Source organism: Burkholderia sp. 4NA327C6, from assembly GCF_005502655.1.
GTDB classification, from domain to species: Bacteria; Pseudomonadota; Gammaproteobacteria; order Burkholderiales; family Burkholderiaceae; genus Burkholderia; species Burkholderia contaminans.
On the sequence record NZ_SCNZ01000047.1, the window covers coordinates 22,823 to 44,160 of the forward strand.

Below are 21,338 nucleotides of genomic sequence, written 5' to 3' on the forward strand. Positions count from 1 at the left end.
GGGTGATATCGGAAATCAGCGCGGGATTAATTTCGGATTGGGAAATAACGGAATGGGGTGCGCTGCTGCGTTGCGGCAAACGTCACATCGCCGCGGCGGAGCGCAAGCAGGAAAACAAGGCGGTTGAATTTGCCGAATTTCCAGCAAACCTTGATTCGATGAAGAAGATGAATTGAAGCAACCGGAAAATTTGACGCAATTCGACAATCGATGGGTCGCGCAATGGCTGCACAGCAATCCGACCATGTTGCTTCGCACGATGAGCAGTCATTCGTCATTGCCGGCAAACGCACCGACGCGCGCATGCAACGATGCCGCCGGCCATAGCCGGCGGCATCTCGCCCATCGTCAGCCGGCACGCGGCCCGGCAGGCTTCGACATCGCCACCGGTTGCACCCACTCGACCGACGCCAGGCGCGTACGCGCATCGACCACCACGCGGTTGAACGCGACGCGCCGCTCGCCCTTCAGCTTCGCTGCCTTGCCCGCCTGTACCAGCGCGACCGGGTCGACGAGACGGTCATGCCGCCGGACCTCGAAGTGCAGATGCGGCCCCGTGGCCGTTCCCGTGCTGCCGACCGCGCCGACCCGCTGGCCGCGCACGACCCGCGTGCCGGTTCGCAGGGTCGGCTCGAATGCCGACAGGTGCGCGTAGTACGACGCATAGCCGCCATCGTGACGAATCACCACGTACTTGCCGTAACCGCGCGGCTCGGTGCCGATGAACGTCACGACGCCGCGCTCCGATGCATGAACCGCACGCCCGGCCGGTGCCGCGAGATCGACGCCGGAATGCACATGACGCGCGCCGGTGACCGGATGCACGCGCGCGCCGAAATGCGAGCTGATCCGTTTGGCGTTGACCGGCATCGCAAACCGCGACCCGGCAAACGGCATGCCGTCGAGATCGTAATAGGCGCCCGGCGAGCCCGCCTCGGCCGCAAACCACACGGCCGCGACGCGCTGGCCGCGCAAGCGAAGCTCGAGCGCCGTCACGCGCACGCCACCCGGCAGCGTCGCACTTGCGTCCGGTTCGTAGGCCACGCGGAAGGTGTCGCCAAGTGCGCCGCGCTGTTTCAGGTCGACGCGACCGGCGAGCATGCGGGTGATCTGCGCGGCAACGCCGGCCGGCAAATCGGCGCGCGCCAGCGACGCCTGCAGGCTGCCGACGATCGCGCCGCCACGCGCGCCGCGCTCGGCTTGCGCAAGCACGAACGGCTCGGCGGCGGCAAGATCGACGGGACGCCGTTCGAACGCGGCCTGCTCGCCCATCGCAGGCAACGCCGACGCAAGGCCGTAATCGAATCTCGACGCATACGCGCGTTCGACCGCCCCGCGCGCCGCATCGCACAGCACGCGGTAAGCCACGCACGCACCGAAGCGCGCCACGGGGTCGTCGCGTTCGCCTGCCGTCGGCACGGACAACGCATGCGACGCATAGGTAACGTCGAGCGGCGCGGCCGTCGCTGCGTGCAAGCCGCCCCACGTCGTGCGCGCGGCACTGAAAAAGGGCACGTCGACAAGGTCGGCCATCACGGGCTCGAACGGCGCGGCGTCGTGAGACGCATGGGCCACCGTACCCGGCGCGCCCGCCACACAGGCCGCCGAGATGACGCCGCGCAGCAACGCGCGGCGCATCGGGAATCCGTGAACGCCGCGCTGCGCGGGTTGACCTTGTTCGCGTGCGAGACGGAAACGCAGGTCTAACCGCATGACGTCGTCACTCGCTGTCTATCAATGAAAAATCGGGAAAGAACCGGGTATCGCGGAGGAACGATCGTCGCGACCCGGCAACGTAAAAGCGAGTGTATCGGCGCGATCGAATCGGCTGAATAGGACCAGTCTCATTTGAATGAAAAGCCGCTTCGTACTAAACCGGAATCGCGATTTCGCGGCCCGGCGGCACGGTCGTGCGGCATTCGACCCCACCCGTTCGCGCGAACCATCCTGCGCCATGTCCGGTCGAACGCTGTCCGCGCGTGAGCGCAAGCCCGCTGACCCCGGCCGGCACGCCACGCGTCGCGCATCGTTTCTTCAAACCGGAATCCCGTCATGTTGCTCGATCACCTGCACCCGGAACGCTGGACGTTCCTGTGGAACGCGCTGTCCACCCTTTCCCTCAAGCTGTGCGCCGGCCTGGCGTTGCTCGTCGCCGGCTGGTGGCTGTCCAAACGCATCGGCAACTGGCTGAACCGCCTGCTCTCGAACAAGGAGCGCGTCGACGACACGCTGCGGCCGATCCTGTGCGACGTCGCCGTGTGGGGCGTGCGCATCGTCGCGATCGTCGGCGCGCTGTCGCAGCTCGGCATCGAAACCGCGAGCATCGTCGCGGTGCTCGGCGCGGCCGGCCTCGCGATCGGGCTCGCGCTGCAGGGCACGATGCAGAACATCGCGGCCGGCATCATGCTTCTGCTGCTGCGACCGTTCAAGGTCGGCGACTATATCGACGGCGGCACGGGCGTCGCGGGTACCGTCGACGAGGTCGGGCTCTTCATGACGCGGCTGACGAAGCCGGACGGCATCTGCGAATACGTGCCGAACAGCGCGCTGTGGGGCAGCTCGATCCGCAACTACACGCGCAACCCGACGCGCCGCCTCGATCTCGAAGTGGAAGTGTCGGTGCATGACGATATCGATCGGGCGCTCGACGCACTGCGCGCGCTGGCCGCGGCCGATCCCGACGTGCTGCAGGATCCCGCGCCGGATGTGATGGTGATGCGCTTCGACGACAGCACGGTCGTCGCGAACATGCGCGTGTGGACGCACACCGACAAGTTCTGGGCAATGCGCTGGCGCATTGCGCGCCAGGTGCGCAGGACGCTCGCCGACGCGCACTGCGCGTTGCCGATCCGCACGCGCGAGCTCCACATCGTGCATGACGCGGAGCGTCGCGCCGACCGCGCGCAAACGCACGCGCTGTAAACGGCGAAGGCCGCGAAGCCCATCCCGCTTCGCGGCCCTCGCGACGTCAACGCAACGTCACCGCCACATCACATCTTCACGATATCGAGCAGCGCCTTCTTGCCGCTCTTGTACGTGAACACCGAGATCGCGCCGTGCTTCAGGTCGCCCTGCGGCGTGAAACTCGTCTCGCCGATCACGCCCTTGTAGTCGGTCGCCGGCATCGCGGCCAGCACCTTCGCCGGGTCGGTCGAGTTCGCGCGCTTCATCGCGTCGACGATGATGTACACGGCGTCGTACGAGAACGGCGCATACACCTGTATCGAATGTCGAAGCATGTCTGTCTCCTGGTCAGTCTTGTAGGCCCCGTTCGATGCGGAACGTGTTGTGGTTCGGATCACGAATAAGTTGCAGTCGATGATGCGGCGCTTCCCGCACCGCGCGCCCGATTCCAGTCGGCAGCACGGCGCTCTCGCCGCCGCGCGTTACGCGCGCCCTTCGAATCCCAGTAGCACGTTGACCGCGTTGACGCCGATCTCGTCGACCATGTAGCCGCCTTCCATCACGAACAGCGTCGGCACGTCCAGGCGCGCGAGCGCCGCGCCGATGCGCAGGTAGTCGGGCGAACGCAGCCGGAAATGGCTGATCGGGTCGTGCTCGAAGGTATCGACGCCGAGCGACACGACGAGCGCGTCGGGCGCATGCGCGGCGATCGCAGCGGCCGCGTGGTCGAGCGCGGCCGAGTAGGTGTCCCACAGCGTGCCCTTCGGCAGCGGCAGGTTCAGGTTGAACCCTTCGCCCGCGCCGATGCCGCGCTCGTCCGCATAGCCGGAGAAGTACGGGTACGACACCGGCGGCTCGCCGTGGATCGACGCGAACAGCACGTCCGCGCGGTCGTAGAAGATGTCCTGCGTGCCGTTGCCGTGATGGAAATCGACGTCGAGCACCGCGACGCGCGCGGCGCCCTGCGCGACGCAGTGCTGCGCGGCGATCGCCGCGTTGTTCAGGTAGCAATAGCCGCCCATGTACTCGCGGCCCGCGTGATGGCCGGGCGGGCGGCACAGCGCGAAGGCCGCGCGCGCCGCGCCGCTCGACAGCAGGTCGGCGCCGGTGAGCGCCGAGTTCGCGCTCGCGCTCACGGCATCCCACGTGCCGGCGTTGATCGGCGCGCCCGCGTCCATCGCGTAGAAGCCGAGCTTGCCGTCGATGAACGCGGGCGCGGTAGCTGCGGCCGGCATCGCGCGTACCGGCCACACGAGCGGCAGCGCCTGGCAGGTGCGGCCCGTCGCGGTCCACTCGTCCCACGCGCCGGCGAGGAAATCGACGTAGCGGGCGCTGTGCGCGGCCGCGTAGTGGGCGCGGTCGAACGGCTTCGGTGCGATCACGTCGCCGAGGCTGGCGGCACGCACCTGCGCGAGCACCGTTTCGGCGCGAAGGGGGTTTTCGAACGAATCGGTAATCGCGCCGTCCTTCAGTTCGACGCCGCGATGCAGTTGGTGATCGCTGCTGTAGACCGTGAGCATGGTTGACCGTTGCAGTAGGGGTGGCAACAGTTTATTGACGGCAACCGGCAATAGCTTTGCTTTCGACCCGCGCCTTTCGTACAATTTTGAGAAAACCGCCTACGGATTCCCGGAAATGAGCAAAAATCGTGCTTCGGTCGAACTGGATGGCGTCGACCGCGCCATGCTGCGCCTGCTGCAGGACGACGGCGCGCTGTCGAACGCGACGCTCGGCGAGAAGCTGTCGCTGAGCGTCACGCCCTGCTGGCGGCGGCGCAAGCGGCTCGAGGACGAAGGCGTGATCACCGGCTACCAGGCGAACCTCGACCGGCGCGCGCTCGGCATGAACGTGTTCGCGTTCGTGCAAGTCACCTTCAACATGCATTCCGGCCAGGATTCGGATTACTTCGAGGACGTGATGCGGCGTCACGACGAAGTGACGTCCTGCCACAAGATCACCGGCGCGGCCGACTACATCCTGCAGGTCGTCGCGGCCGATCTCGACGCATACGCGGAATTCGTCGAGCGCGTGCTGCGCAAGCAGGCCGGGGTATCGTCGATCCAGTCGAGCCTCGCGTTGCGCGAAGTGAAGTTCTCGTCGCGCGTGCCGGTGCCGGGCGACTGACCGTTCATGTCGTTCCGCGCCCGTGCCCGGGCATCCGTTGTCGATCGTCGTCCCATGGAGCGCTACCCGATGAAACGTCTTCTTCCGTCTGCTTCGCTGGCCGCCGCCCTTGCCTGCGCGCTCGCGTTGAGCGCCTGTGCGGCGCAATCCACCGCGCCGGCCGCCGCGTCGGCGCCGGCCGAAGCTGCCGCGTCGCCCGCGCCGCCTGCGTCGCCGATGCCCGGCAGCGATCGCGATTCGCACGGCTGCATCCCTTCCGCCGGCTATTCGTGGTGCGAACAAACGCAGCAATGCGAGCGCCCCTGGGAACTCGCGAAGCAGAAAGGCTTCGCGAATTCGCCATTGGCGTACGAGCAGTTCTGCCGGAACAATTTCGCGAAGTGACGCAACGTGGCATGACCTGATCGGGACGCGGTGCAACGCCGCGCCCGGCCGCCCCTGATCCCGCGCAGTTATCCCCAGCTTTCCCGGTTTCCGCGACCGTCATTCCGGAAACCCGGACATACAAAAAACCCCACGAAAACAACGGGTTTTTTCGTTTGTGACACAGCAAACGAGTTCGGTTACATTACGCGCCCCTTGCCACCCCGCTCCCCGCAAAACGCGTCGCGCGCGGCCTCTTTCCACGCAGCCTGAAGCGCTTTCCGCTCAGGCTTGCCGCAAGGGCCCGGGCGCGTAGTGCGCCACTGTGACGCAGGCGCTTGCCTGCCCGCAGGCAGCCGATCCGAAGGTGTCCTTCCCGACGGGTTCGCGTGCGCAAATGCAACGGCGCGCGGCGTCGATCCGGAATTCCGGATTCGCGTGTCCGGATCTCCGGACCCGCGTTTCACCGCGATCGACACACGCGCCGGGCGGCTTGGCAAACCGATGCATCCAAGTTGAAAAAGGGATCTGCTGTGATCAAAACGTTACGGGTAATACTGTCGGCGCTCGCGCTGTGCGTCGCCGCGTCGTCCGCGCACGCCGCCGATACGAAGAAGGTCGACGTCCTGCTGGTGGGCGGCGGCATCATGAGCTCGACGCTCGGCGTCTGGCTGCACGAGCTTCAGCCTGACTGGTCGATGACCATGGTCGAACGCCTCGACGGCGTCGCGCTGGAAAGCTCGAACGGCTGGAACAACGCCGGCACCGGCCACTCGGCGCTCGCCGAGCTGAACTACACGCCGGAGAAGGCGGACGGCAAGATCGACATCTCGAAAGCGATCGAGATCAACGAGTCGTTCCAGATCTCGCGTCAGTTCTGGGCGTGGCAGGTCAAGCAGGGCGTGCTGAAGAATCCGCACTCGTTCATCAACTCGACGCCGCACATGAGCTTCGTGTGGGGCGACGACAACGTCCGCTTCCTGAAGAAGCGCTACGAAGCGCTGCAGGCGAGCCCGCTGTTCCGCGGCATGCAGTATTCGGAAGACTACGACCAGATCAAGCAGTGGGTGCCGCTGATGATGGAAGGCCGCGACCGCAACCAGAAGGTCGCGGCAACGTGGACGCCGATCGGCACCGACGTGAACTTCGGCGAGATCACGCGCCAGTTCGTCGGCTACCTGAAGACGCAGCCGAACTTCACGCTGTCGCTGTCGAGCGAAGTGCGCGAGATCTCGCGCAATGCCGACGGCACGTGGCACGTGAGCTGGGTCAAGCTGCACTCGGATGAACCGGCGCAATCGGTCGACGCGAAGTTCGTGTTCATCGGCGCGGGCGGCGGTGCGCTGCACCTGCTGCAGGCGTCGGGCATCCCCGAAGCGAAGGACTACGGCGCGTTCCCGGTGGGCGGCTCGTTCCTCGTGACGGACAACCCCGAAGTCGTGAAGCAGCACCTGGCGAAGGCATACGGCAAGGCGTCGGTCGGCTCGCCGCCGATGTCGGTGCCGCACCTCGACACGCGCATCATCGACGGCAAGAAGATCATCCTGTTCGGGCCGTTCGCGACATTCTCGACCAAGTTCCTGAAGAACGGTTCGTACTTCGACCTGCTGAAGAGCACCAACACGCACAACGTCGCACCGATGATGCGCGTGGGCGTGGACGAATTCCCGCTGGTCCAGTACCTCGCCGGCCAGCTGATGCTGTCCGACGACGACCGCTTCAACGCGCTGAAGGAATACTTCCCGAATGCGAAGAAGGAAGACTGGCGCCTGTGGCAGGCCGGCCAGCGCGTGCAGATCATCAAGCGCGATCCGGTCAAGGGTGGCGTGCTGAAGCTCGGCACCGAAATCGTCGCGTCGCAGGACGGCAGCATCGCGGGCCTGCTCGGCGCCTCGCCGGGCGCGTCGACGGCCGCGCCGATCATGCTGAGCCTGATGAAGAAGGTGTTCAAGGACAAGGTCGCATCGCCCGAGTGGCAGCAGAAGATCCGCCAGATTGTGCCGAGCTACGGCACGAAGCTGAACGACAGCCCGACGAAGGTCGTCGACGAATGGACGTACACCAGCGACGTGCTGCAACTCTCGCCGCCGCCGAAGATCGACCTCGGCACGCAGCCGCAGGCCACCGGTAACGCACCGGCGCGCCCGGCGAAGGCTGCGACCGACATGGCGCTGTAACGCGCCGATCGCCGCGCGACGCCATCGCGCCGCATGACACGGCCGCCCTCCGGGGCGGCCGTTTTTCTTGGCGGGTGGCGGGCGAAACGCCCGGCCGGCCGCCCGCTTCCGCTAGAATTGCGGCACGCGCGACCCTGTCGCCGCCCGATCCATCATCCGCATCGACGCAATCCAAGCGACGCCCGGTGCGGCCCGCGCCCAAGCCGCGCGAGCGCCGCCCGCCGTTGCCGCGCCCGCCCGGGCGCGCCATCAACCGAATTCAGCTGGAGAAAGACCGTGTTTACCTGCCGAAACCAGAGCTGCGGCACGCAGTGGGAGCAGTCCGACGTCGTCATCAAGGACGAAGGCCAGGGGCTGCTGTTCCGCTGCCCGCTGTGCGGCGCGCGCAACTACCTCGAACGCTTCGAAGACGACGAAGGCAAGGTCGTCTACGAGCAGATGGAAGGCCGCCCCTACCTCGGAGACCTGGAATGACCCAGCCGACCGCCACGCCGTTCAGCGCGCTGTCGTTGACGCCCGCCACGCTCGCCAACCTTGCGCAGCTCGGCTATGTCGACATGACGCCGATCCAGGCCGCGAGCCTGCCGGTCGCGCTGGCCGGCCAGGACCTGATCGCCCAGGCGAAGACGGGCAGCGGCAAGACCGCCGCGTTCTCGCTCGCGCTGCTGGCGCGCCTCGACGCGCGCCGCTTCGACGTGCAGGCGATGATCCTGTGCCCGACGCGCGAACTCGCCGACCAGGTCGCGCAGGAAGTGCGCCGCCTAGCACGCGCCGAAGAGAACGTGAAGGTGCTGACGCTGTGCGGCGGCACGCCGATGCGCCCGCAGGCGCAGAGCCTCGAGCACGGCGCGCACATCGTCGTCGGCACGCCGGGCCGCATCATGGATCACCTCGATCGCGGCAACCTGAAGCTCGACGCGCTGAACACGCTGGTGCTCGACGAAGCCGACCGGATGCTCGACATGGGCTTCTTCGACGACATCGCAAAGGTCGCACGGATGTGCCCGACCACGCGCCAGACGCTGCTGTTCTCCGCGACCTACCCGGACGGCATCGCGAAGCTGAGCCAGCAGTTCCTGCGCAATCCGAAGGAAATCAAACTCGAAGAGCGCCACGACAACAGCAAGATCCGCCAGCGCTTCTATGAAGTGACGGAAGACGAGCGGCTGCATGCGGTGGGCCAGTTGCTGAACCACTACCGGCCGGTGAGCACGATCGCGTTCTGCAACACGAAGCAGCAGTGCCGCGACCTGCTCGACGTGCTGCACGCACAGGGCTTCCACGCGCTCGCGCTGCACGGCGAACTCGACCAGCGCGAGCGCGACCAGGTGCTGATCCAGTTCGCGAACCGCAGCTGCTCGGTGCTGGTGGCCACCGACGTCGCCGCGCGCGGGCTCGACATCGCGCAGCTCGAGGCGGTGATCAACGTCGACGTGACGCCCGACCCCGAAGTGCACGTGCACCGCATCGGCCGCACGGGCCGCGCGGATCAGGACGGCTGGGCGCTGAGCCTCGCGAGCATGGACGAGATGGGCCGCGTCGGTGCGATCGAGCAGGCGCAGAAGCGCGACGTCGAATGGCATCCGCTCGCGGAACTGACGCCGGCCGACGACGGCGTGCTGACGCCGCCGATGGAAACGCTGCAAATCCTCGGCGGGCGCAAGGACAAGATCCGTCCGGGCGACGTGCTCGGCGCGCTGACCGGCGACGCCGGGTTCGACGGCAAGCAGATCGGCAAGATCAACGTGACCGAGTTCTCGACCTATGTCGCGCTCGAGCGCGGCGTGGCGCGCGATGCGCTGCGCAAGCTCAATGCCGGGAAAATCAAGGGCAAGCGGGTCAAGGTCCGGTTGATGGACGAGGAATAAGCGGTAACGTGGAGGCGTCGCGGCGGCATCGCTGCGCCGTGACGCCCAAGCCGAACCTGAATCTGTCCGTGACTTTGCATCGCCCCGTGCAACCTGCGGTCGTCGCCCCTCTTTCGGCAATCGGCCGCCGCCCCGTCAAGCCGCCCGCATCGCCTGCTTGCTACGCGAGCGCCGGATACCCGTGCGCAGCAGCCTCCTGCTCGAACCGCGCAATCGCCTCATAGGCATCCGGCGACAGCCGTTCGAATCCCTTCAGCCGCAGCACGCGCGCCCGCTCCACATCGGTCGCCACCGCGCGATCGAGCGCATCTCGCAAAGCAGCGACCTGTGTATCTTCGAGTGTTCGCGATGCGATGAGCGGTAATCCCGGCGCAGAGGCCGTCATCCCGACGATCCGGATGTCCTCCAGCAATTCGGGCAACGCGTCGCTCACGTACGCGAACGTCACGCAATCGATCGCCGCGCAATCGGCTTCCGCTGAAGCCAGCGCACGCAGCACGTTCAGGTGCGAGCCGAGCGCTGCAACCGATCCGAAGAATCGTCCGCCGCGTGCATGCGGCGCGACCGCGTGCCGGAGCGCGTTCATCCCGCTGTGCGAATCGCCACCGTTGAATGCGGCCCGCAGCCCGCGGCATGCAGCGAGCGTCGTCGCGCCGCCCGCATGCGCGCGTGACGATACGGCCAGCACGCTGCTGTAGTGCGCGCCGTGGCAACCGTGCGCATCGAACACGGGTGTCGCGATCAGTCGCACGACATCGCGCAGGCCCAGCATCCGGTACGGGTAGCCGCAGGTCTGCGACAGCAACAGATCGTCGCGCCGCCACAGCGCGTGCAGGTCGGCGAAGGGTTCGTCGGGAAGCGTGACATCGGCGGGCCCGCACGCGTTCGCGAACGCATCGAGCGCGTCGCGCAGCAGTGCGCGCCACAGCGCGTCGTGGCGCGGCGTCACGTTGTACATCGGCAGGGCGGCGATCCATGAGCTCATGCGGGCATTCTACGCATCGACGCTCGCGCCGCGGAACCCGGTTCGATCCCGATAAAACGGGGGCCGAACGGGGTGCCGCGTGCCCAAAGCTTATCGGCCGCACGGCGATAAGCAAATGCGAATCGATTGGTTGGCCGGGCGGTGCGATCCCGGTACCGTCTGATGCCTGCCCGAGCATCGCCATTGCGCGCGATAACGGACAGGCCGACCGTGATCCGCGAGACACCTGCGCACCCGGGCCGAGCGCACCGGTTCAACCGCTCGTTCCCCGCACTGCCCGTTCAATCCGCCTCAACGCCATGGCCGAATACTTCGACGTCGACCACGCGCGTGCGATCGCCGCGCTCGACACCCGCTTCACCGCCCGCACCGAGTGGCCGACCTGGCTGCTGATCGTCGCGATCTACGGCGGCTGGCTCGCCGTGCTGCTGCTCGTGCGCGGCGGCACCCTGTCGCTCGCGGCCGCGACGCCGCCGCTGATCCTGCTCGGCGCATGGCACCTGTCGCTGCAGCACGAGCTGCTGCACGGCCACCCGACACGCTCCGCCCTCGTGAACAAGCTGCTCGGTTATCCGCCGCTGACGGTCTGGTATCCGTACACGCTGTATCGCGACACGCATCTCGACCATCATCGCGACGAAGACCTGACCGTGCCGGGCGTCGATCCCGAGACGAACTACGTCACGCGCGAGCGCTGGGCGCAGCTGCCGCGCTGGCGCCGCGTACTGACGGTCGCCCGCAAGACCTTCATCGGACGATTCGTCGCCGGGCCGCCGCTGAGCATCTTTGCGATGTGCATCGACGCTTTCGCCGCATTGCGTCGCGGCGACTTCCGCTATCTGCCGATGTGGGCGATGCATAGCGCCTGCGTGGTTGCGCTGCTCGCGTGGCTGCAATGGGCGATCGGCGTGCCGTGGTGGTATTACCTGCTCGTGATCACGTGGCCCGCGCTGTCGATCGCGATGATCCGCTCGCTGTACGAGCACCGCGCCGCGCCGCATCCGAAGGCGCGCATTGCGATCAATGAAGCCGGCTTCGCGATGCGGCTGCTGTACCTGAACAACAACTATCACCTCGTCCATCACGACCTGCCGAAGCTGCCGTGGTACGACCTGCCGCGCGCGTACCGGATGCGCCGCGACGCGTATGCACGGAAGTGCGGCGGCTTCGTGATTCGCGGCGGGTATCGCGAACTGCTCGCGCGCCATGCGTGGACGCCGACCGATACGCCCGTGCACCCGTTCGATCAAGGCACGGCGTCGTTGTCGACCGGGAGCGGTGTGAAGGTGGCGGTGGTCGACAAGGTGTTGCAGATCAGTACGTGACGTTCGGCTGGGCCAACGATTCGTCCGCTCCGCCGTGCATTTCTTACGAAATGCCAACATTTCTACCCCCACCCGCGCATTGCCAATTGCGCCGGCAATGCCCAGAATGACGGCTCGTCCGGGGCTTCCAACAATCATTCGCCCCGGCTCTGCTCCCGGCCGCGCGCCGCACGCCCCCACGACGATGCAACCGAACACCCCGCCCGGCGCAATCCGCGCGATCGGCAACGACTGGTCCGTTTCCGCGATTACCGCGGGCTTTCTCGCGGTGCTGATTTCCTACGCGGGCCCGCTCGCGATCTTCTTCCAGGCCGCGCAGGCAGCCCATGCGTCGAATGCGATGGTGTCGTCGTGGGTCTGGGCGATCTCGATCGGCGCGGGCGTCTCGGGCCTGTTCGCGAGCTGGAAGCTGAAGGTGCCGGTCATCACCGCGTGGTCGGCGCCCGGCACCGCGCTGCTCGTCGGCCTGTTTCCGCAACTGACGCTCAACCAGGCCGTGGGCGCCTATATCACGGCCGCGCTGATCATCCTGCTGATCGGCGTGACCGGCTATTTCGACCGGCTCGTGCGCCACATTCCGCGCGGCATCGCGTGCGGGATGATGGCCGGCATCCTGCTGCCGTTCGGCACGCATGCATTCGCCGCCGCGTCGGAGCAGCCCGCGCTCGCGTTCGGGATGATCGCGTCCTACGTGATCTTCAAGCGGCTGTTGCCTCGCTACAGCATCGTGCTCGTGCTGCTGACGGGCGCCGCGCTCGCGACGCTGCTCGGGATGACACATCTCGGCAACGTGTCGCCGAGCATCGCGCATCCGGTCTTCATCGCGCCCGAATGGACGCTCGGTACGACGCTCAGCCTCGCATTGCCGCTCGTCGTCGTCAGCCTCACCGGCCAGTTCCTGCCGGGCATGACGATCCTGCGCGTGTCCGGCTATCACATGCCCGCGCGGCCGATCATCACGGCGACCAGCGTGATGTCGCTCGTGGTTGCGTGCTTCGGCGGGATCACGATCGTCGTCGCGGCGATCACGGCCGCGCTGTGCACCGGCAAGGACGCGCACGAGGATCCGGACCGGCGCTACATCGCCGGGCTCGCCAACGGGGCGATCTACCTGATCGGCGGGCTCTTCGCGGGCACGATCGTCACGGTGTTCTTCGCGCTGCCGAAGGCATTCGTCGCGATCCTCGCGGGGCTCGCGCTGATCGGTGCGATCGGCGCGAACGTGCACGGGATCTTCGACGACGAGAACCACCGCGAAGCATCGCTGATCACGTTCCTCGCGACCGCGTCGGGCATGACGTGGCTCGGGCTCGGCTCCGCGTTCTGGGGGATCGCGATCGGGTCGCTTTCGTATGCGGTACTGAACAAGGTGCGGCGGCGGGCGTGATCGGCAACGCGCGTCGCCACCGCAGTTACCGCGCGTGCTGGCGCACCAGTTGCGCGAGCGCATCGGTCAGCGTCGTCGTCCCGTAAAGCCGCTCCGACACGCCCTCCTCGACGTCGATCTGCCCGGCGTTGTGCACGTCGTAGAGATCGACGATCAACTGCCCATGACGTTCGCTGAGGCCCGCGCGCAGCAGCGTCGCGGCCCAGGTATCGCGCGGCAGTTCATGCGCGACGATTGCCCGGCCGGCCGCCGCGGCGAGCGTATAGGCAATCGCCGTCACGCTCACGCGCCGCGGCCCTTCGACGCTGACGATGCGCTGCCCGTTGCCGCCTTCGGGCGCATCGAGCAGCAGCCGCGCCGCGACGACGCCCACATCGGGTGCCCAGACCGTCGGGAACACCTTGCCGACCGGATGGTGAAAGCTCGGCAGCACGCCGGTGCCGAGCGCGACCGGCAGGATGCGCGTCCAGTTCTGAAGATGCTCGGCCGAACGCAGCAGCGTCACGTGCGTCGGGATCGTCTTCAGTTGCTCCTCGAAGTAATGAAACAGACGCGTGATGCCCGTATTGCCGTCGCGCTCCGCACCGTAGTCCGACAGCGCGAGCAGCACCGGCGGCGGGTTGGCGGCGAGCGCGGCCGTCGCGACGTCGATCGTCCGTGTCATCGTCGCGGCCGGATCGGGATCGGCGACGGGCACCGGGCACAGGATCTGCACCGCCTGTGCACCGTCGATTGCAGCGGCGACCGCGTTCGCGTCCATCAACTCGGCGATCACGACCTCGCAGCCAAGCTGCGCGAAACGTTCACGATGGCGTGCGTCGCGCAATACCGCGCGCACGGGATGGCCGGCGTTGCGCAAGGCCGTCACGGTCGACTGGCCGACGTTGCCGGATGCACCGAAGATCACGAACACGATTCGCTCCTGAGGGGATGAAGGTGCGGTGATTGTCGGTTTGCGCGAAGGGAACGGCGCGCACGGAGGGATGAATACAGCAGGAAAGGATGACGGATTGGCTGGCGGCTGCGGTGCGAGCCGTCCACTGCCTGGCCAGTCGCTTCGAATCGTACGGTCTGCCTCTTGCCAGGAGCGCAGGCGGCAATTGTCCAACAACCTGCCGGACAATTGCCTCGGGATCTGACGCGACGACTCATATCACGCGCGGTGCCATCGCTCCGCTACGCGTCACTCCCGCTACCCTCGCCGTCATACGCGAGCCGCAGCCCGCCCCGCGCCCCCGACCGCGCAATCTCGGTCGGCGTCGCACCCAGCACGCGATTCATCCAGTTCGCCATGTGGCTCTGGTGGGCAAACCCGGCTTCGAGCGCGATCTGGCTGATGCTGAGCCGGCCTTCGAGCAGCAGCGCCTTCGCGCGCTCGACCCGGCGCCGCACGACGTACTGGTGCACCGGCATCCCGAGCGTTTCGCGGAACAGCACCTTGAAATGCGGCACGCTGATCGACACGAGCGCCGCGAGTTCGGCGAGCGTCATGCGCCGGTCGAGGTTCGCTTCGACATAGTCGATCACGCGCGCGGCCGCCTTCGGCGCGAGCGTGCGGCGGCGTTCGCGGAACGCCGGCCGGCCGTCGACCAGCCGCGCGACGAGCGCCGTGCACAGGCTTTCCGCGTAGAGCGGATCCGACGCGTCGTCCGCTTCGAGTTCGGCGGCCATCGCCCACGCGATGTGCTGCAGGCGCGGGTCACGCACCTGCAGCCGGCGGCGAATCTGCCCCTGCGACGGCTTCAGTTCGAGCTGTTCGACGGTCCGCCGCACGAACGTGTCGCTGAGCGCGATATGGAGAATCCGGCAGTCGGCGCTGTCGGTCCACTGGCCGGGCAAGCCGGCCGGAATCACGTCGACGTCGCCATGCGCCTGGATGCGCGACACGCGCTCGCCGTCGCACACGCAATCCGCGCGAACAGGCGACCCGATATGCACGCCGATCCGGTGATGGTCGGCCGCAGGAATCCGGTAGGTGCCTGCGCGGATTTCCAGCAGCGACGCGCCGAAGCCCTGCCAGCCGAGCCCGCGGCTCGAGCGCAGGCTGGCCGGGACGCCGTTGTCCGTCGGCGCCGCGAGAATCGCATCGCTCATGGCCTTCCTCCAGTGGATCGGGATGTCGAACGCGCATTGTGACGCGTTTTCGGGCGGTCTGCCGGGCCTGCCGGCAACGCGCCCGGGTCGAGCAGAAAAAGATCATCCGTTCCTGCTCATGGCCATCCTTGCGCGTGCGCCGGCGGGCGCCGCGCCGCTTACGATGGCCCCATCCGACACCTACGGAGACCGTCATGCCCCATCAGTGCCTTGCGCAACGCGCAGCGTTCGCCGTGCGCTCGCCTTCCGCCGCCAATCGCCCTTCATCCGGCCCCCGCAACGACCGCACCGCCTTCGCCACCGTCGCCGCCTGGTGCCTGCGCATCGTCGGCTGGCACCGGCTCGAACGGCTGCTCGCATCGATCCCCGACAGCAACGACGACTTCGGGCTCGTCTGACCGGCCGGCCGACGCATCTGTCTACTTGCGCCGCCGCTCATGCGGCGCCACCGTCGCGCCGTCGATCACCGGCGCGCCCTGCTTGATCAGGAAATCGCGGAACAACCCCGTGACCTGCGAAATGCGCCGGTCGGCGAGCGTGACCACATACCATTCGCGCTCGATCGGGTTGCCGGGGAACGGCAGTTGCCCGAGCAGCCCGGTGCGCAGCTCGAGTGCACACGCGTGCAACGACAGGAACGCCACGCCGAGCCCCGCTTCGGCCATCTGCTTGATCGCCTCGTTGCTCGACAGTTCGGAGCCCACATGGAACCGGTAACCCGCGTTCTTGAACAGGCTCTCGACGGTCGAGCGCGTGCCCGCGCCGCGTTCGCGCACGAGCAGGTGCGCGGATTCGAGATCCTTCAGCGCGACGCGCTTGCGCTGCATCAGCGGATGGCCGGGCGCCGCGACGAACACCATCGGATGCTTCGCGAACTCGACCGCATGCGTGCGCAGTTCCTTCGGCGCGCTGCCCATCACCGCGAGATCGATTTCATGGGTGGCGAGCATGCGGATGATGTCGTCGCGATTGCCAACCTTGAAATAAGTCTTCACATGCGGACGCGTGGCGGTGAATTTCACGAGCAGCGGCGGAATCAGGTACTCGGCCGTCGTGATCGCGCCGATCCGCAGCGTGCCGCCGAGATCGCCCGTCAGCGCGGCCACTTCGTCACCGGCCTCGCTCCACAGATGCAGGATCTCACGCGCATAGCGCGACACGATCTCGCCGGCCGCGGTCAGCTGCACGCCGCGCCCCACCCGCTGCAGCAATGCGGCGCCCACCGCCTCCTCGAGCAGGCGCACCTGCAGCGATACGGCCGGCTGCGTCAGGTTCAGTTCCTCGGCCGCTCGCGACACGCTGCCGAGCCGCGCAATCATGTCCAGCGCCTTCAGCTGCCGGAACGTCGCGGTCTTTCCTATAAGTGAATACATATGAGTCGCTTATAAACATTAAATTGTTCGTGTAGGTTCAAAACTATATCGTCGGTTCTTGAGCAATGTCATCCGAATCGTCATTCAGCGGGAGCCCAACATGGACAACACCACGCCCAACCTTGCAACGGACCGCGCTCCGCGCCTGCCGCGCATCGTGATCGTCGGCGGCGGCGCCGGCGGCCTGCACCTCGCCACGCGTCTCGGCGATACGGTCGGACGCCGCGGGCAAGCCGAAGTCGTGCTCGTCGACCGCTATCCGACGCACTTCTGGAAGCCGCTGCTGCACGAAGCCGCCTCGGGCCATCGCGACCCGGCCTCGCACACGATCGAATACGCGGCGCAAGCGAAGCGCCACGGTTTCCGCTTCGTGCAGGGCGCGCTGCAACAGGTCGACCGCACAGCACGCACGGCAACGATCGCGGCCGTGCAGGACGCGCACGGCACGGAAATCCTGCCGCAGCGCGAGCTCGGCTACGACGATCTCGTGCTCGCCGTCGGCAGCGTGACGAACTTCTTCAATGTGCCGGGTGCGGAACGCCACGCGCTGCCGCTCGAAAACCTCGACCAGGCCGAGGATTTCCGCCGGAAGTTCCTCGCGGCCTGCACGAAGGCGAATCACCAGGCCGAACAGCAGCCCGCGCGGCGCGCAGCGCCGATCTGCATCAACGTGATCGGTGCGGGCGCGACGGGCGTCGAGCTGGCAGCGGCATTGCGGGATGCGATCCAGCAACTGACGACGTACCGCTTCAAGGCGCTGGTGTCCGCACGCGACGTGCACATCCGGTTGATCGAAGGCGGCCCGCGCATCCTGCCGGCGCTCGACGAGCGGCTGTCCGGCAAGATGCACGCGCAGCTTCGCGCGCTGAACGTCGACGTGCTGACCGATACCCGCGTGGCCGAAGTCGGCGCGGATGCCGTGACGACCTCGACCGGCGAGCGGCTCGCGAGCGACATCACGATCTGGGCGGCCGGTGTGGCCGGCCCCGCGTTCCTGCGACAGATCGGCGACATCGCGCTCAACCGCTCGAACCAGGTGATCGTGACCGATACGCTGCAGACGCCGGACGACCCGCACGTGTATGCGTTCGGCGACTGTGCCGCCTGCCCGACGGGCAGCGCGAACAGCTTCCTGCCGCCGCGTGCGCAGGTCGCTCATCAGCAGGCCGTGTACCTGGTCAACGCGTTCGCGCGGCGCATCGCCGGCAAGCCGGTGGACGGCTTCACGTTCCGCGATGCGGGCACCGTCGTGTCGCTCGGGCATGCGGGCGCCGTGTACCAGGCCGACATCAGCGTGCGTTCGCGCTCGCTGATCGTCGACGGGCTGGCCGCGATCGGACTGTACAAGTTCCTGTATCGCAAGCACCTGTTCAGCGTGGTCGGCGTGAAGCGCGCGCTGTTCCAGTCGTTGAGCCACTGGCTGCAAAGCCGCAACCAGCCGTCGATCAAGCTGCACTGATCACGTCGATTCACACGCGGCATCGGAAGACGGCATATCGGGCGTGCACCGCTCGATATGCCGTTTTTTCATATGCACATGCGCGGCGCATTCATGGCGTGCGCGAATCTGGTGCATCACATCGAAGGCCGTCGATACGATGCGATTCGCGCGGAACCGGCGGTGCGATACGCATCCCGCGCCCACATTGGCTCGCCGCCCCATTCATTAGCGAAATCGTATGGGTCGGATATAAATATTAATTGGTCGCGATTTCCGGATCGACGCTAAGGTGTGTGGCATTCCCGTCGGCGAACGGATCATCACGTTTCTGAAGAGGAATCACCGTGGTTATCGAAGCCATCGTCACCCGTCTCGACGCAGCATTCGCGCAAATCGAAGCAACACCGGATTCGCATGAATCGCGCCATCAACGCGACGCGATCATCCAGTGGCTCGACCGGGCATCGGAAGAAGGATATCGACTCGGTCTCGTCACGACGCTGCCGGCCGCACGGCTCAGCGACATGTTCGAAGGCCAGTTCGGCCGCGCGAACCTCGACCGCTTCTCGGTCGTCGTCACGGACGCCAATCAGCAGGACTCCCGATCGAACCAGCATCCGTTCGACGTCGCGCTGCAGGCACTCGGCGTGCCGCCCGAACGCGCGGTGGCCATTGCGAGCAGCGAACCGGAGCGCCGTGAAGCCGAGCATTTCGGCCTGTCGCGCTGCGTGAACATCACCGACACCGTGCGCTCGATCGCATCGGCCGGCCTGCACTGAACGCCGGCACACGGGCCGGCGGTGGCCGGCCATGCGCGACTCGGCGGCAATCCGACGATTGCCCGACCGAATCCTGACATTCTGCTGTCAAAGTCGCTTGCAACACTTCCGGGCTTGACCGATCACTCCCGGAGACGGGACGACGCGAACCTGCATCGTCCCGCCCGTTGCCCGCCACGATGACACGCCCGATCCGTACCGCCACCGCCCTCGCGATTACCTGCCTGCTGCTCGCTGCCTGCGGCGGGGACGACTCGACACCGCCCGCGGCCGCTGCCGACAACGGCGGTTCGACGCCCGCACCGCAACCGCAGCCGCAGCCCAAGCCGACACCCGCGACTTACTACCAGACGAAGACGCCGTACCGCCCGCAGCAGGACGCCGCGACGTACGAAGCGCCACCCGCCGGCTACGCGCCCGTCTATGCGGAACTCGTCGCGCGGCACGGCTCGCGTGGATTGTCGGGCTTCAAGTACGACGGCGCGATCTACGCGATGCTGGTCAAGGCCGAGGCCGACGGCGCGCTGACCGCGCTCGGTGCCCAGCTCAAGGCCGACACGTACGCGATGATGAAGGCCAACGCGCTGCTCGGGTATGGCGTCGCGGGCATCTCGACACCGGGGTACGGCAACCTCACGCAAACCGGCATCCGCGAACACCAGCAACTCGCCGCGCGGCTCGCGCAGCGGCTGCCCGCACTGTTCGCGGCCGGCAACCGGCAGGTCGTCGTCGTCAACTCGGGCCAGGACCGCGCGGTCGACAGCTCGACGTATTTCTCCGCGTCGCTCGTGGCCGCGCAGCCTGCGCTGGCCACGGCGATCACGCTGCCCGCCGCGCCGTCCGGCTATCCCGCGAACGCGCCGGTTGCGCAGCCGGCCGGCACCAACCGCTTCCTGCTGTATTTCCACTCGCTGAAGCCTGCCACCGATCTCGTGGCCGATACGGGCAATCCGTACTACGCGACCTACCAGGCGAGCCAGGCATACCAGGCCTATTCGAACGACGCGACGGTGACTGCGAAACTCAACGCGATCAAGGCTGCGCCGCAGGCGGCCGACGTCGCGCAAACGGTACTGTCCGCACTCGTTTCGCAGGCCTTCCTCGCGAAGCTCGGCACCGACGGCTACACGTTCGCGAACACGGGCACCTATGCATTCACGTCGGCGGACGGCAAGTTCACCAACACGCTGAAGGGCGACGGCAAGACGAAGATCGCGACGGGCGTCGATGCGGTGAACGTGCTGTACAACCTGCTGCAGGTCGCGCCCGCGATGACGGCGGAGACCGGCGGCGTCACGATGGAGAAATACATCGGCGCGGATCAGGCGCAGTACCTCGCGTATCTGCAGGATGCCGAGGACTACTACCAGAAGGGGCCCGGCATCCAGGAGGCGAACCCCGTCACGTACCGGATGGCGAAGGTGCTGCAGGACGATTTCTTCGGCGAAGTCGATGCGATCGCGCGCGGCGACCTGACCCGCGCCGCGAAGCTGCGCTTCACGCATGCGGAGATCGTGATTCCGTTCGCGTCTATCATGAACCTGAAGAACGTGTTCGTGCCGACGCCGCAGGCGCAGACGTACACGTACGCGAACAATCCGTGGCGCGGCGATCAGGTGTCGCCGATGGCCGCGAACGTGCAGTGGGATGTCTATCGCAATGGCTCGCGGCTCATCGTGAAGATGCTGTACAACGAGCGCGAAACGGATTTCCAGGCCGCGTGCGACGGCGCGAAGATCGCGCCGGGCAGCCACTTCTACGACTATGCGGGGTTGAAGCAGTGCTACGGGTATCAGTGAGGTGACGCGGGCAACGGGTTACGCAACCCGCTCGCCCCGCTGCCCGCCGGCCACCTCCGGCTCGACCAGCATCACCTCGATCCGCTCCTTGCCCTTCCCGGTATTCCTGCGCTTGAGCGTCAGCATGCCGACCTCGCCGGTCGACGCCGGATGCGTGCCGCCGCACGCCATCGTCGCGAAGCCGTCGACCGTCCAGAACCGGCGTTGCGCGTCGACATCGCTGAAATCGGTCACGATGCGCAGGTCGCGCTTCGACAGGGCGGCCGCTGCCGATTCGATCCCGGGCAACAGCGGCGCCACGCTCGTGTCGCTCGCGAAGTCGATGCGCGCCTTGTCCTGCCCGATATGCGCGCCGATGCGCTCGATGCCGGGCCTGAGCCGGTAGACCAGCTGCAGCACCATTTCGGCCGCGAAGTGCAGACGCATCAGCCGGTACCGCCGTGCCCAGTCGATGCGCCAGGTCACGCGATCGCCGACGCTCAGCGCATGATCATGCGGCAGCGTATAGACGATGTCGAGACCCTGCTTTTCCGCCTGGATGACCGGATAGCCGCCGAGCGACCCCGCATCGCTTTCCTGGCCGCCCGAAAACGCAAAGAAGATGGTGGCGTCCACGCGCACGCGGTCGCCATCGACGTGGCTGACGACGGTATCCAGCGTGGTCAGGCAAGGATCGTCCCAGAACACTTTCTTCGTCATTACCCGCCATGCCTTTCGCC

The 21,338-nt window shown here is 66.9% G+C and carries 20 protein-coding genes and 1 pseudogene; 13 read left to right on the forward strand and 8 right to left on the reverse strand.

Features of this window, described 5'->3' with window-relative positions; translation table 11 throughout:
- The first annotated feature begins 2 nt into the window (after positions 1-2).
- Positions 3-176: a hypothetical protein gene (locus FFS49_RS42195; RefSeq protein ID WP_171026870.1), complete on the forward strand. Its 174-nt coding sequence runs from the start codon at positions 3-5 to the stop codon at positions 174-176.
- A gap of 172 nt (positions 177-348) precedes the next feature.
- Here FFS49_RS42195 and FFS49_RS33315 read toward each other — a convergent pair whose 3' ends face one another.
- Entirely contained in the window at positions 349-1,713 is a 1,365-nt protein-coding gene (locus FFS49_RS33315; protein WP_105817611.1) for a M23 family metallopeptidase, read from the reverse strand.
- 339 nt (positions 1,714-2,052) lie between these two features.
- Between FFS49_RS33315 and FFS49_RS33320 the strand changes: the two genes are divergently transcribed.
- Complete coding sequence (locus FFS49_RS33320; protein WP_105817612.1) at positions 2,053-2,922, forward strand: mechanosensitive ion channel family protein; 870 nt, start codon at positions 2,053-2,055, stop codon at positions 2,920-2,922.
- Positions 2,923-2,990: 68 nt separating this feature from the next.
- Here FFS49_RS33320 and FFS49_RS33325 read toward each other — a convergent pair.
- A pseudogene (locus tag FFS49_RS33325) lies at positions 2,991-3,224 on the reverse strand (ABC transporter substrate-binding protein); the annotation flags it as partial.
- A 162-nt stretch (positions 3,225-3,386) separates the two neighbouring features.
- Entirely contained in the window at positions 3,387-4,424 is a 1,038-nt protein-coding gene (locus FFS49_RS33330; RefSeq protein ID WP_105817613.1) for a histone deacetylase family protein, read from the reverse strand.
- Between the two features lie 115 nt (positions 4,425-4,539).
- Here FFS49_RS33330 and FFS49_RS33335 point away from each other — a divergent pair, with 115 nt between their 5' ends.
- The 5 genes from FFS49_RS33335 (at position 4,540) to dbpA (ending at position 9,436) form a co-directional block, all read left to right on the forward strand.
- Positions 4,540-5,028 (forward strand): Lrp/AsnC family transcriptional regulator, encoded by a 489-nt coding sequence (locus FFS49_RS33335; RefSeq protein ID WP_105817614.1) that lies wholly within the window; start codon positions 4,540-4,542, stop codon positions 5,026-5,028.
- A gap of 69 nt (positions 5,029-5,097) precedes the next feature.
- On the forward strand, positions 5,098-5,412 hold the full coding sequence (locus FFS49_RS33340) for a hypothetical protein (RefSeq protein ID WP_105817652.1): 315 nt from the start codon (positions 5,098-5,100) through the stop codon (positions 5,410-5,412).
- A gap of 494 nt (positions 5,413-5,906) precedes the next feature.
- On the forward strand, positions 5,907-7,568 hold the full coding sequence (gene mqo / locus FFS49_RS33345) for a malate dehydrogenase (quinone) (RefSeq protein WP_171026871.1): 1,662 nt from the start codon (positions 5,907-5,909) through the stop codon (positions 7,566-7,568).
- Between the two features lie 276 nt (positions 7,569-7,844).
- Complete coding sequence (locus FFS49_RS33350) at positions 7,845-8,042, forward strand: hypothetical protein (RefSeq protein ID WP_039344264.1); 198 nt, start codon at positions 7,845-7,847, stop codon at positions 8,040-8,042.
- Positions 8,039-9,436 (forward strand): ATP-dependent RNA helicase DbpA, encoded by a 1,398-nt coding sequence (gene dbpA / locus FFS49_RS33355; RefSeq protein WP_039344267.1) that lies wholly within the window; start codon positions 8,039-8,041, stop codon positions 9,434-9,436. Before FFS49_RS33350 ends, dbpA begins: the two co-directional genes overlap by 4 nt.
- Positions 9,437-9,596: 160 nt before the next feature.
- Here the strand turns inward: dbpA and FFS49_RS33360 are convergent, their stop codons facing one another.
- Positions 9,597-10,421, reverse strand: a complete 825-nt coding sequence (locus tag FFS49_RS33360; protein ID WP_105817616.1) for a PhnD/SsuA/transferrin family substrate-binding protein — start codon at positions 10,419-10,421, stop codon at positions 9,597-9,599.
- 299 nt (positions 10,422-10,720) lie between these two features.
- On the opposite strand from FFS49_RS33360, the gene FFS49_RS33370 reads away from it, so the two are divergent.
- Together FFS49_RS33370 and FFS49_RS33375 are read left to right on the forward strand one after the other, a co-directional pair.
- Positions 10,721-11,746, forward strand: a complete 1,026-nt coding sequence (locus FFS49_RS33370) for a fatty acid desaturase (protein WP_105817617.1) — start codon at positions 10,721-10,723, stop codon at positions 11,744-11,746.
- A gap of 184 nt (positions 11,747-11,930) precedes the next feature.
- Complete coding sequence (locus FFS49_RS33375) at positions 11,931-13,133, forward strand: benzoate/H(+) symporter BenE family transporter (RefSeq protein ID WP_105817618.1); 1,203 nt, start codon at positions 11,931-11,933, stop codon at positions 13,131-13,133.
- A 25-nt stretch (positions 13,134-13,158) separates the two neighbouring features.
- On the opposite strand, the gene FFS49_RS33380 is transcribed toward FFS49_RS33375, so the two are convergent.
- Positions 13,159-14,046, reverse strand: coding sequence for an NAD(P)H-binding protein (locus tag FFS49_RS33380; RefSeq protein WP_105817619.1), 888 nt, complete (start codon positions 14,044-14,046; stop codon positions 13,159-13,161).
- A gap of 263 nt (positions 14,047-14,309) precedes the next feature.
- Positions 14,310-15,227 carry an AraC family transcriptional regulator gene (locus FFS49_RS33385; RefSeq protein ID WP_105817620.1) on the reverse strand — a complete coding sequence of 306 codons (918 nt, stop codon included), beginning with the start codon at positions 15,225-15,227 and terminating at the stop codon, positions 14,310-14,312.
- A gap of 194 nt (positions 15,228-15,421) precedes the next feature.
- On the opposite strand from FFS49_RS33385, the gene FFS49_RS33390 reads away from it, so the two are divergent.
- Positions 15,422-15,625 carry a hypothetical protein gene (locus FFS49_RS33390; RefSeq protein ID WP_171026872.1) on the forward strand — a complete coding sequence of 68 codons (204 nt, stop codon included), beginning with the start codon at positions 15,422-15,424 and terminating at the stop codon, positions 15,623-15,625.
- A gap of 21 nt (positions 15,626-15,646) precedes the next feature.
- Here FFS49_RS33390 and FFS49_RS33395 read toward each other — a convergent pair whose 3' ends face one another.
- The gene (locus FFS49_RS33395; RefSeq protein ID WP_046548935.1) at positions 15,647-16,600 is read right to left on the reverse strand and encodes a LysR family transcriptional regulator; all 954 of its coding nucleotides are present in this window, start codon (positions 16,598-16,600) and stop codon (positions 15,647-15,649) included.
- Between the two features lie 100 nt (positions 16,601-16,700).
- Here FFS49_RS33395 and FFS49_RS33400 point away from each other — a divergent pair, with 100 nt between their 5' ends.
- The 3 genes from FFS49_RS33400 to FFS49_RS33410 all read left to right on the forward strand — a co-directional run bounded on the left by FFS49_RS33400 (position 16,701) and on the right by FFS49_RS33410 (position 20,619).
- Positions 16,701-18,059 carry an NAD(P)/FAD-dependent oxidoreductase gene (locus tag FFS49_RS33400; RefSeq protein WP_105817622.1) on the forward strand — a complete coding sequence of 453 codons (1,359 nt, stop codon included), beginning with the start codon at positions 16,701-16,703 and terminating at the stop codon, positions 18,057-18,059.
- A 326-nt stretch (positions 18,060-18,385) separates the two neighbouring features.
- Positions 18,386-18,820 (forward strand): phosphatase, encoded by a 435-nt coding sequence (locus tag FFS49_RS33405; RefSeq protein WP_039344286.1) that lies wholly within the window; start codon positions 18,386-18,388, stop codon positions 18,818-18,820.
- A gap of 179 nt (positions 18,821-18,999) precedes the next feature.
- Positions 19,000-20,619: a histidine-type phosphatase gene (locus FFS49_RS33410; protein WP_105817653.1), complete on the forward strand. Its 1,620-nt coding sequence runs from the start codon at positions 19,000-19,002 to the stop codon at positions 20,617-20,619.
- Positions 20,620-20,637: 18 nt separating this feature from the next.
- Here the strand turns inward: FFS49_RS33410 and FFS49_RS33415 are convergent, their stop codons facing one another.
- A complete protein-coding gene (locus tag FFS49_RS33415; RefSeq protein WP_105817624.1) occupies positions 20,638-21,318 on the reverse strand; it encodes an alanyl-tRNA editing protein in 681 nt (226 codons plus the stop codon).
- Positions 21,319-21,338 lie beyond the last annotated feature (20 nt).

Excerpts from the sequence above, each read along its gene's own strand:
- FFS49_RS33315 (WP_105817611.1), bottom strand. The coding sequence starts at position 1,713 with ATGCGGTTAGACCTGCGTTTCCGTCTCGCACGCGAACAAGGTCAACCC.
- FFS49_RS33320 (WP_105817612.1), top strand. The coding sequence starts at position 2,053 with ATGTTGCTCGATCACCTGCACCCGGAACGCTGGACGTTCCTGTGGAAC.
- FFS49_RS33330 (WP_105817613.1), bottom strand. The coding sequence starts at position 4,424 with ATGCTCACGGTCTACAGCAGCGATCACCAACTGCATCGCGGCGTCGAA.
- FFS49_RS33335 (WP_105817614.1), top strand. The coding sequence starts at position 4,540 with ATGAGCAAAAATCGTGCTTCGGTCGAACTGGATGGCGTCGACCGCGCC.
- FFS49_RS33340 (WP_105817652.1), top strand. The coding sequence starts at position 5,098 with ATGAAACGTCTTCTTCCGTCTGCTTCGCTGGCCGCCGCCCTTGCCTGC.
- dbpA (WP_039344267.1), top strand. The coding sequence starts at position 8,039 with ATGACCCAGCCGACCGCCACGCCGTTCAGCGCGCTGTCGTTGACGCCC.
- FFS49_RS33360 (WP_105817616.1), bottom strand. The coding sequence starts at position 10,421 with ATGAGCTCATGGATCGCCGCCCTGCCGATGTACAACGTGACGCCGCGC.
- FFS49_RS33370 (WP_105817617.1), top strand. The coding sequence starts at position 10,721 with ATGGCCGAATACTTCGACGTCGACCACGCGCGTGCGATCGCCGCGCTC.
- FFS49_RS33375 (WP_105817618.1), top strand. The coding sequence starts at position 11,931 with ATGCAACCGAACACCCCGCCCGGCGCAATCCGCGCGATCGGCAACGAC.
- FFS49_RS33385 (WP_105817620.1), bottom strand. The coding sequence starts at position 15,227 with ATGAGCGATGCGATTCTCGCGGCGCCGACGGACAACGGCGTCCCGGCC.
- FFS49_RS33390 (WP_171026872.1), top strand. The coding sequence starts at position 15,422 with ATGCCCCATCAGTGCCTTGCGCAACGCGCAGCGTTCGCCGTGCGCTCG.
- FFS49_RS33395 (WP_046548935.1), bottom strand. The coding sequence starts at position 16,600 with ATGTATTCACTTATAGGAAAGACCGCGACGTTCCGGCAGCTGAAGGCG.
- FFS49_RS33400 (WP_105817622.1), top strand. The coding sequence starts at position 16,701 with ATGGACAACACCACGCCCAACCTTGCAACGGACCGCGCTCCGCGCCTG.
- FFS49_RS33410 (WP_105817653.1), top strand. The coding sequence starts at position 19,000 with ATGACACGCCCGATCCGTACCGCCACCGCCCTCGCGATTACCTGCCTG.
- FFS49_RS33415 (WP_105817624.1), bottom strand. The coding sequence starts at position 21,318 with ATGACGAAGAAAGTGTTCTGGGACGATCCTTGCCTGACCACGCTGGAT.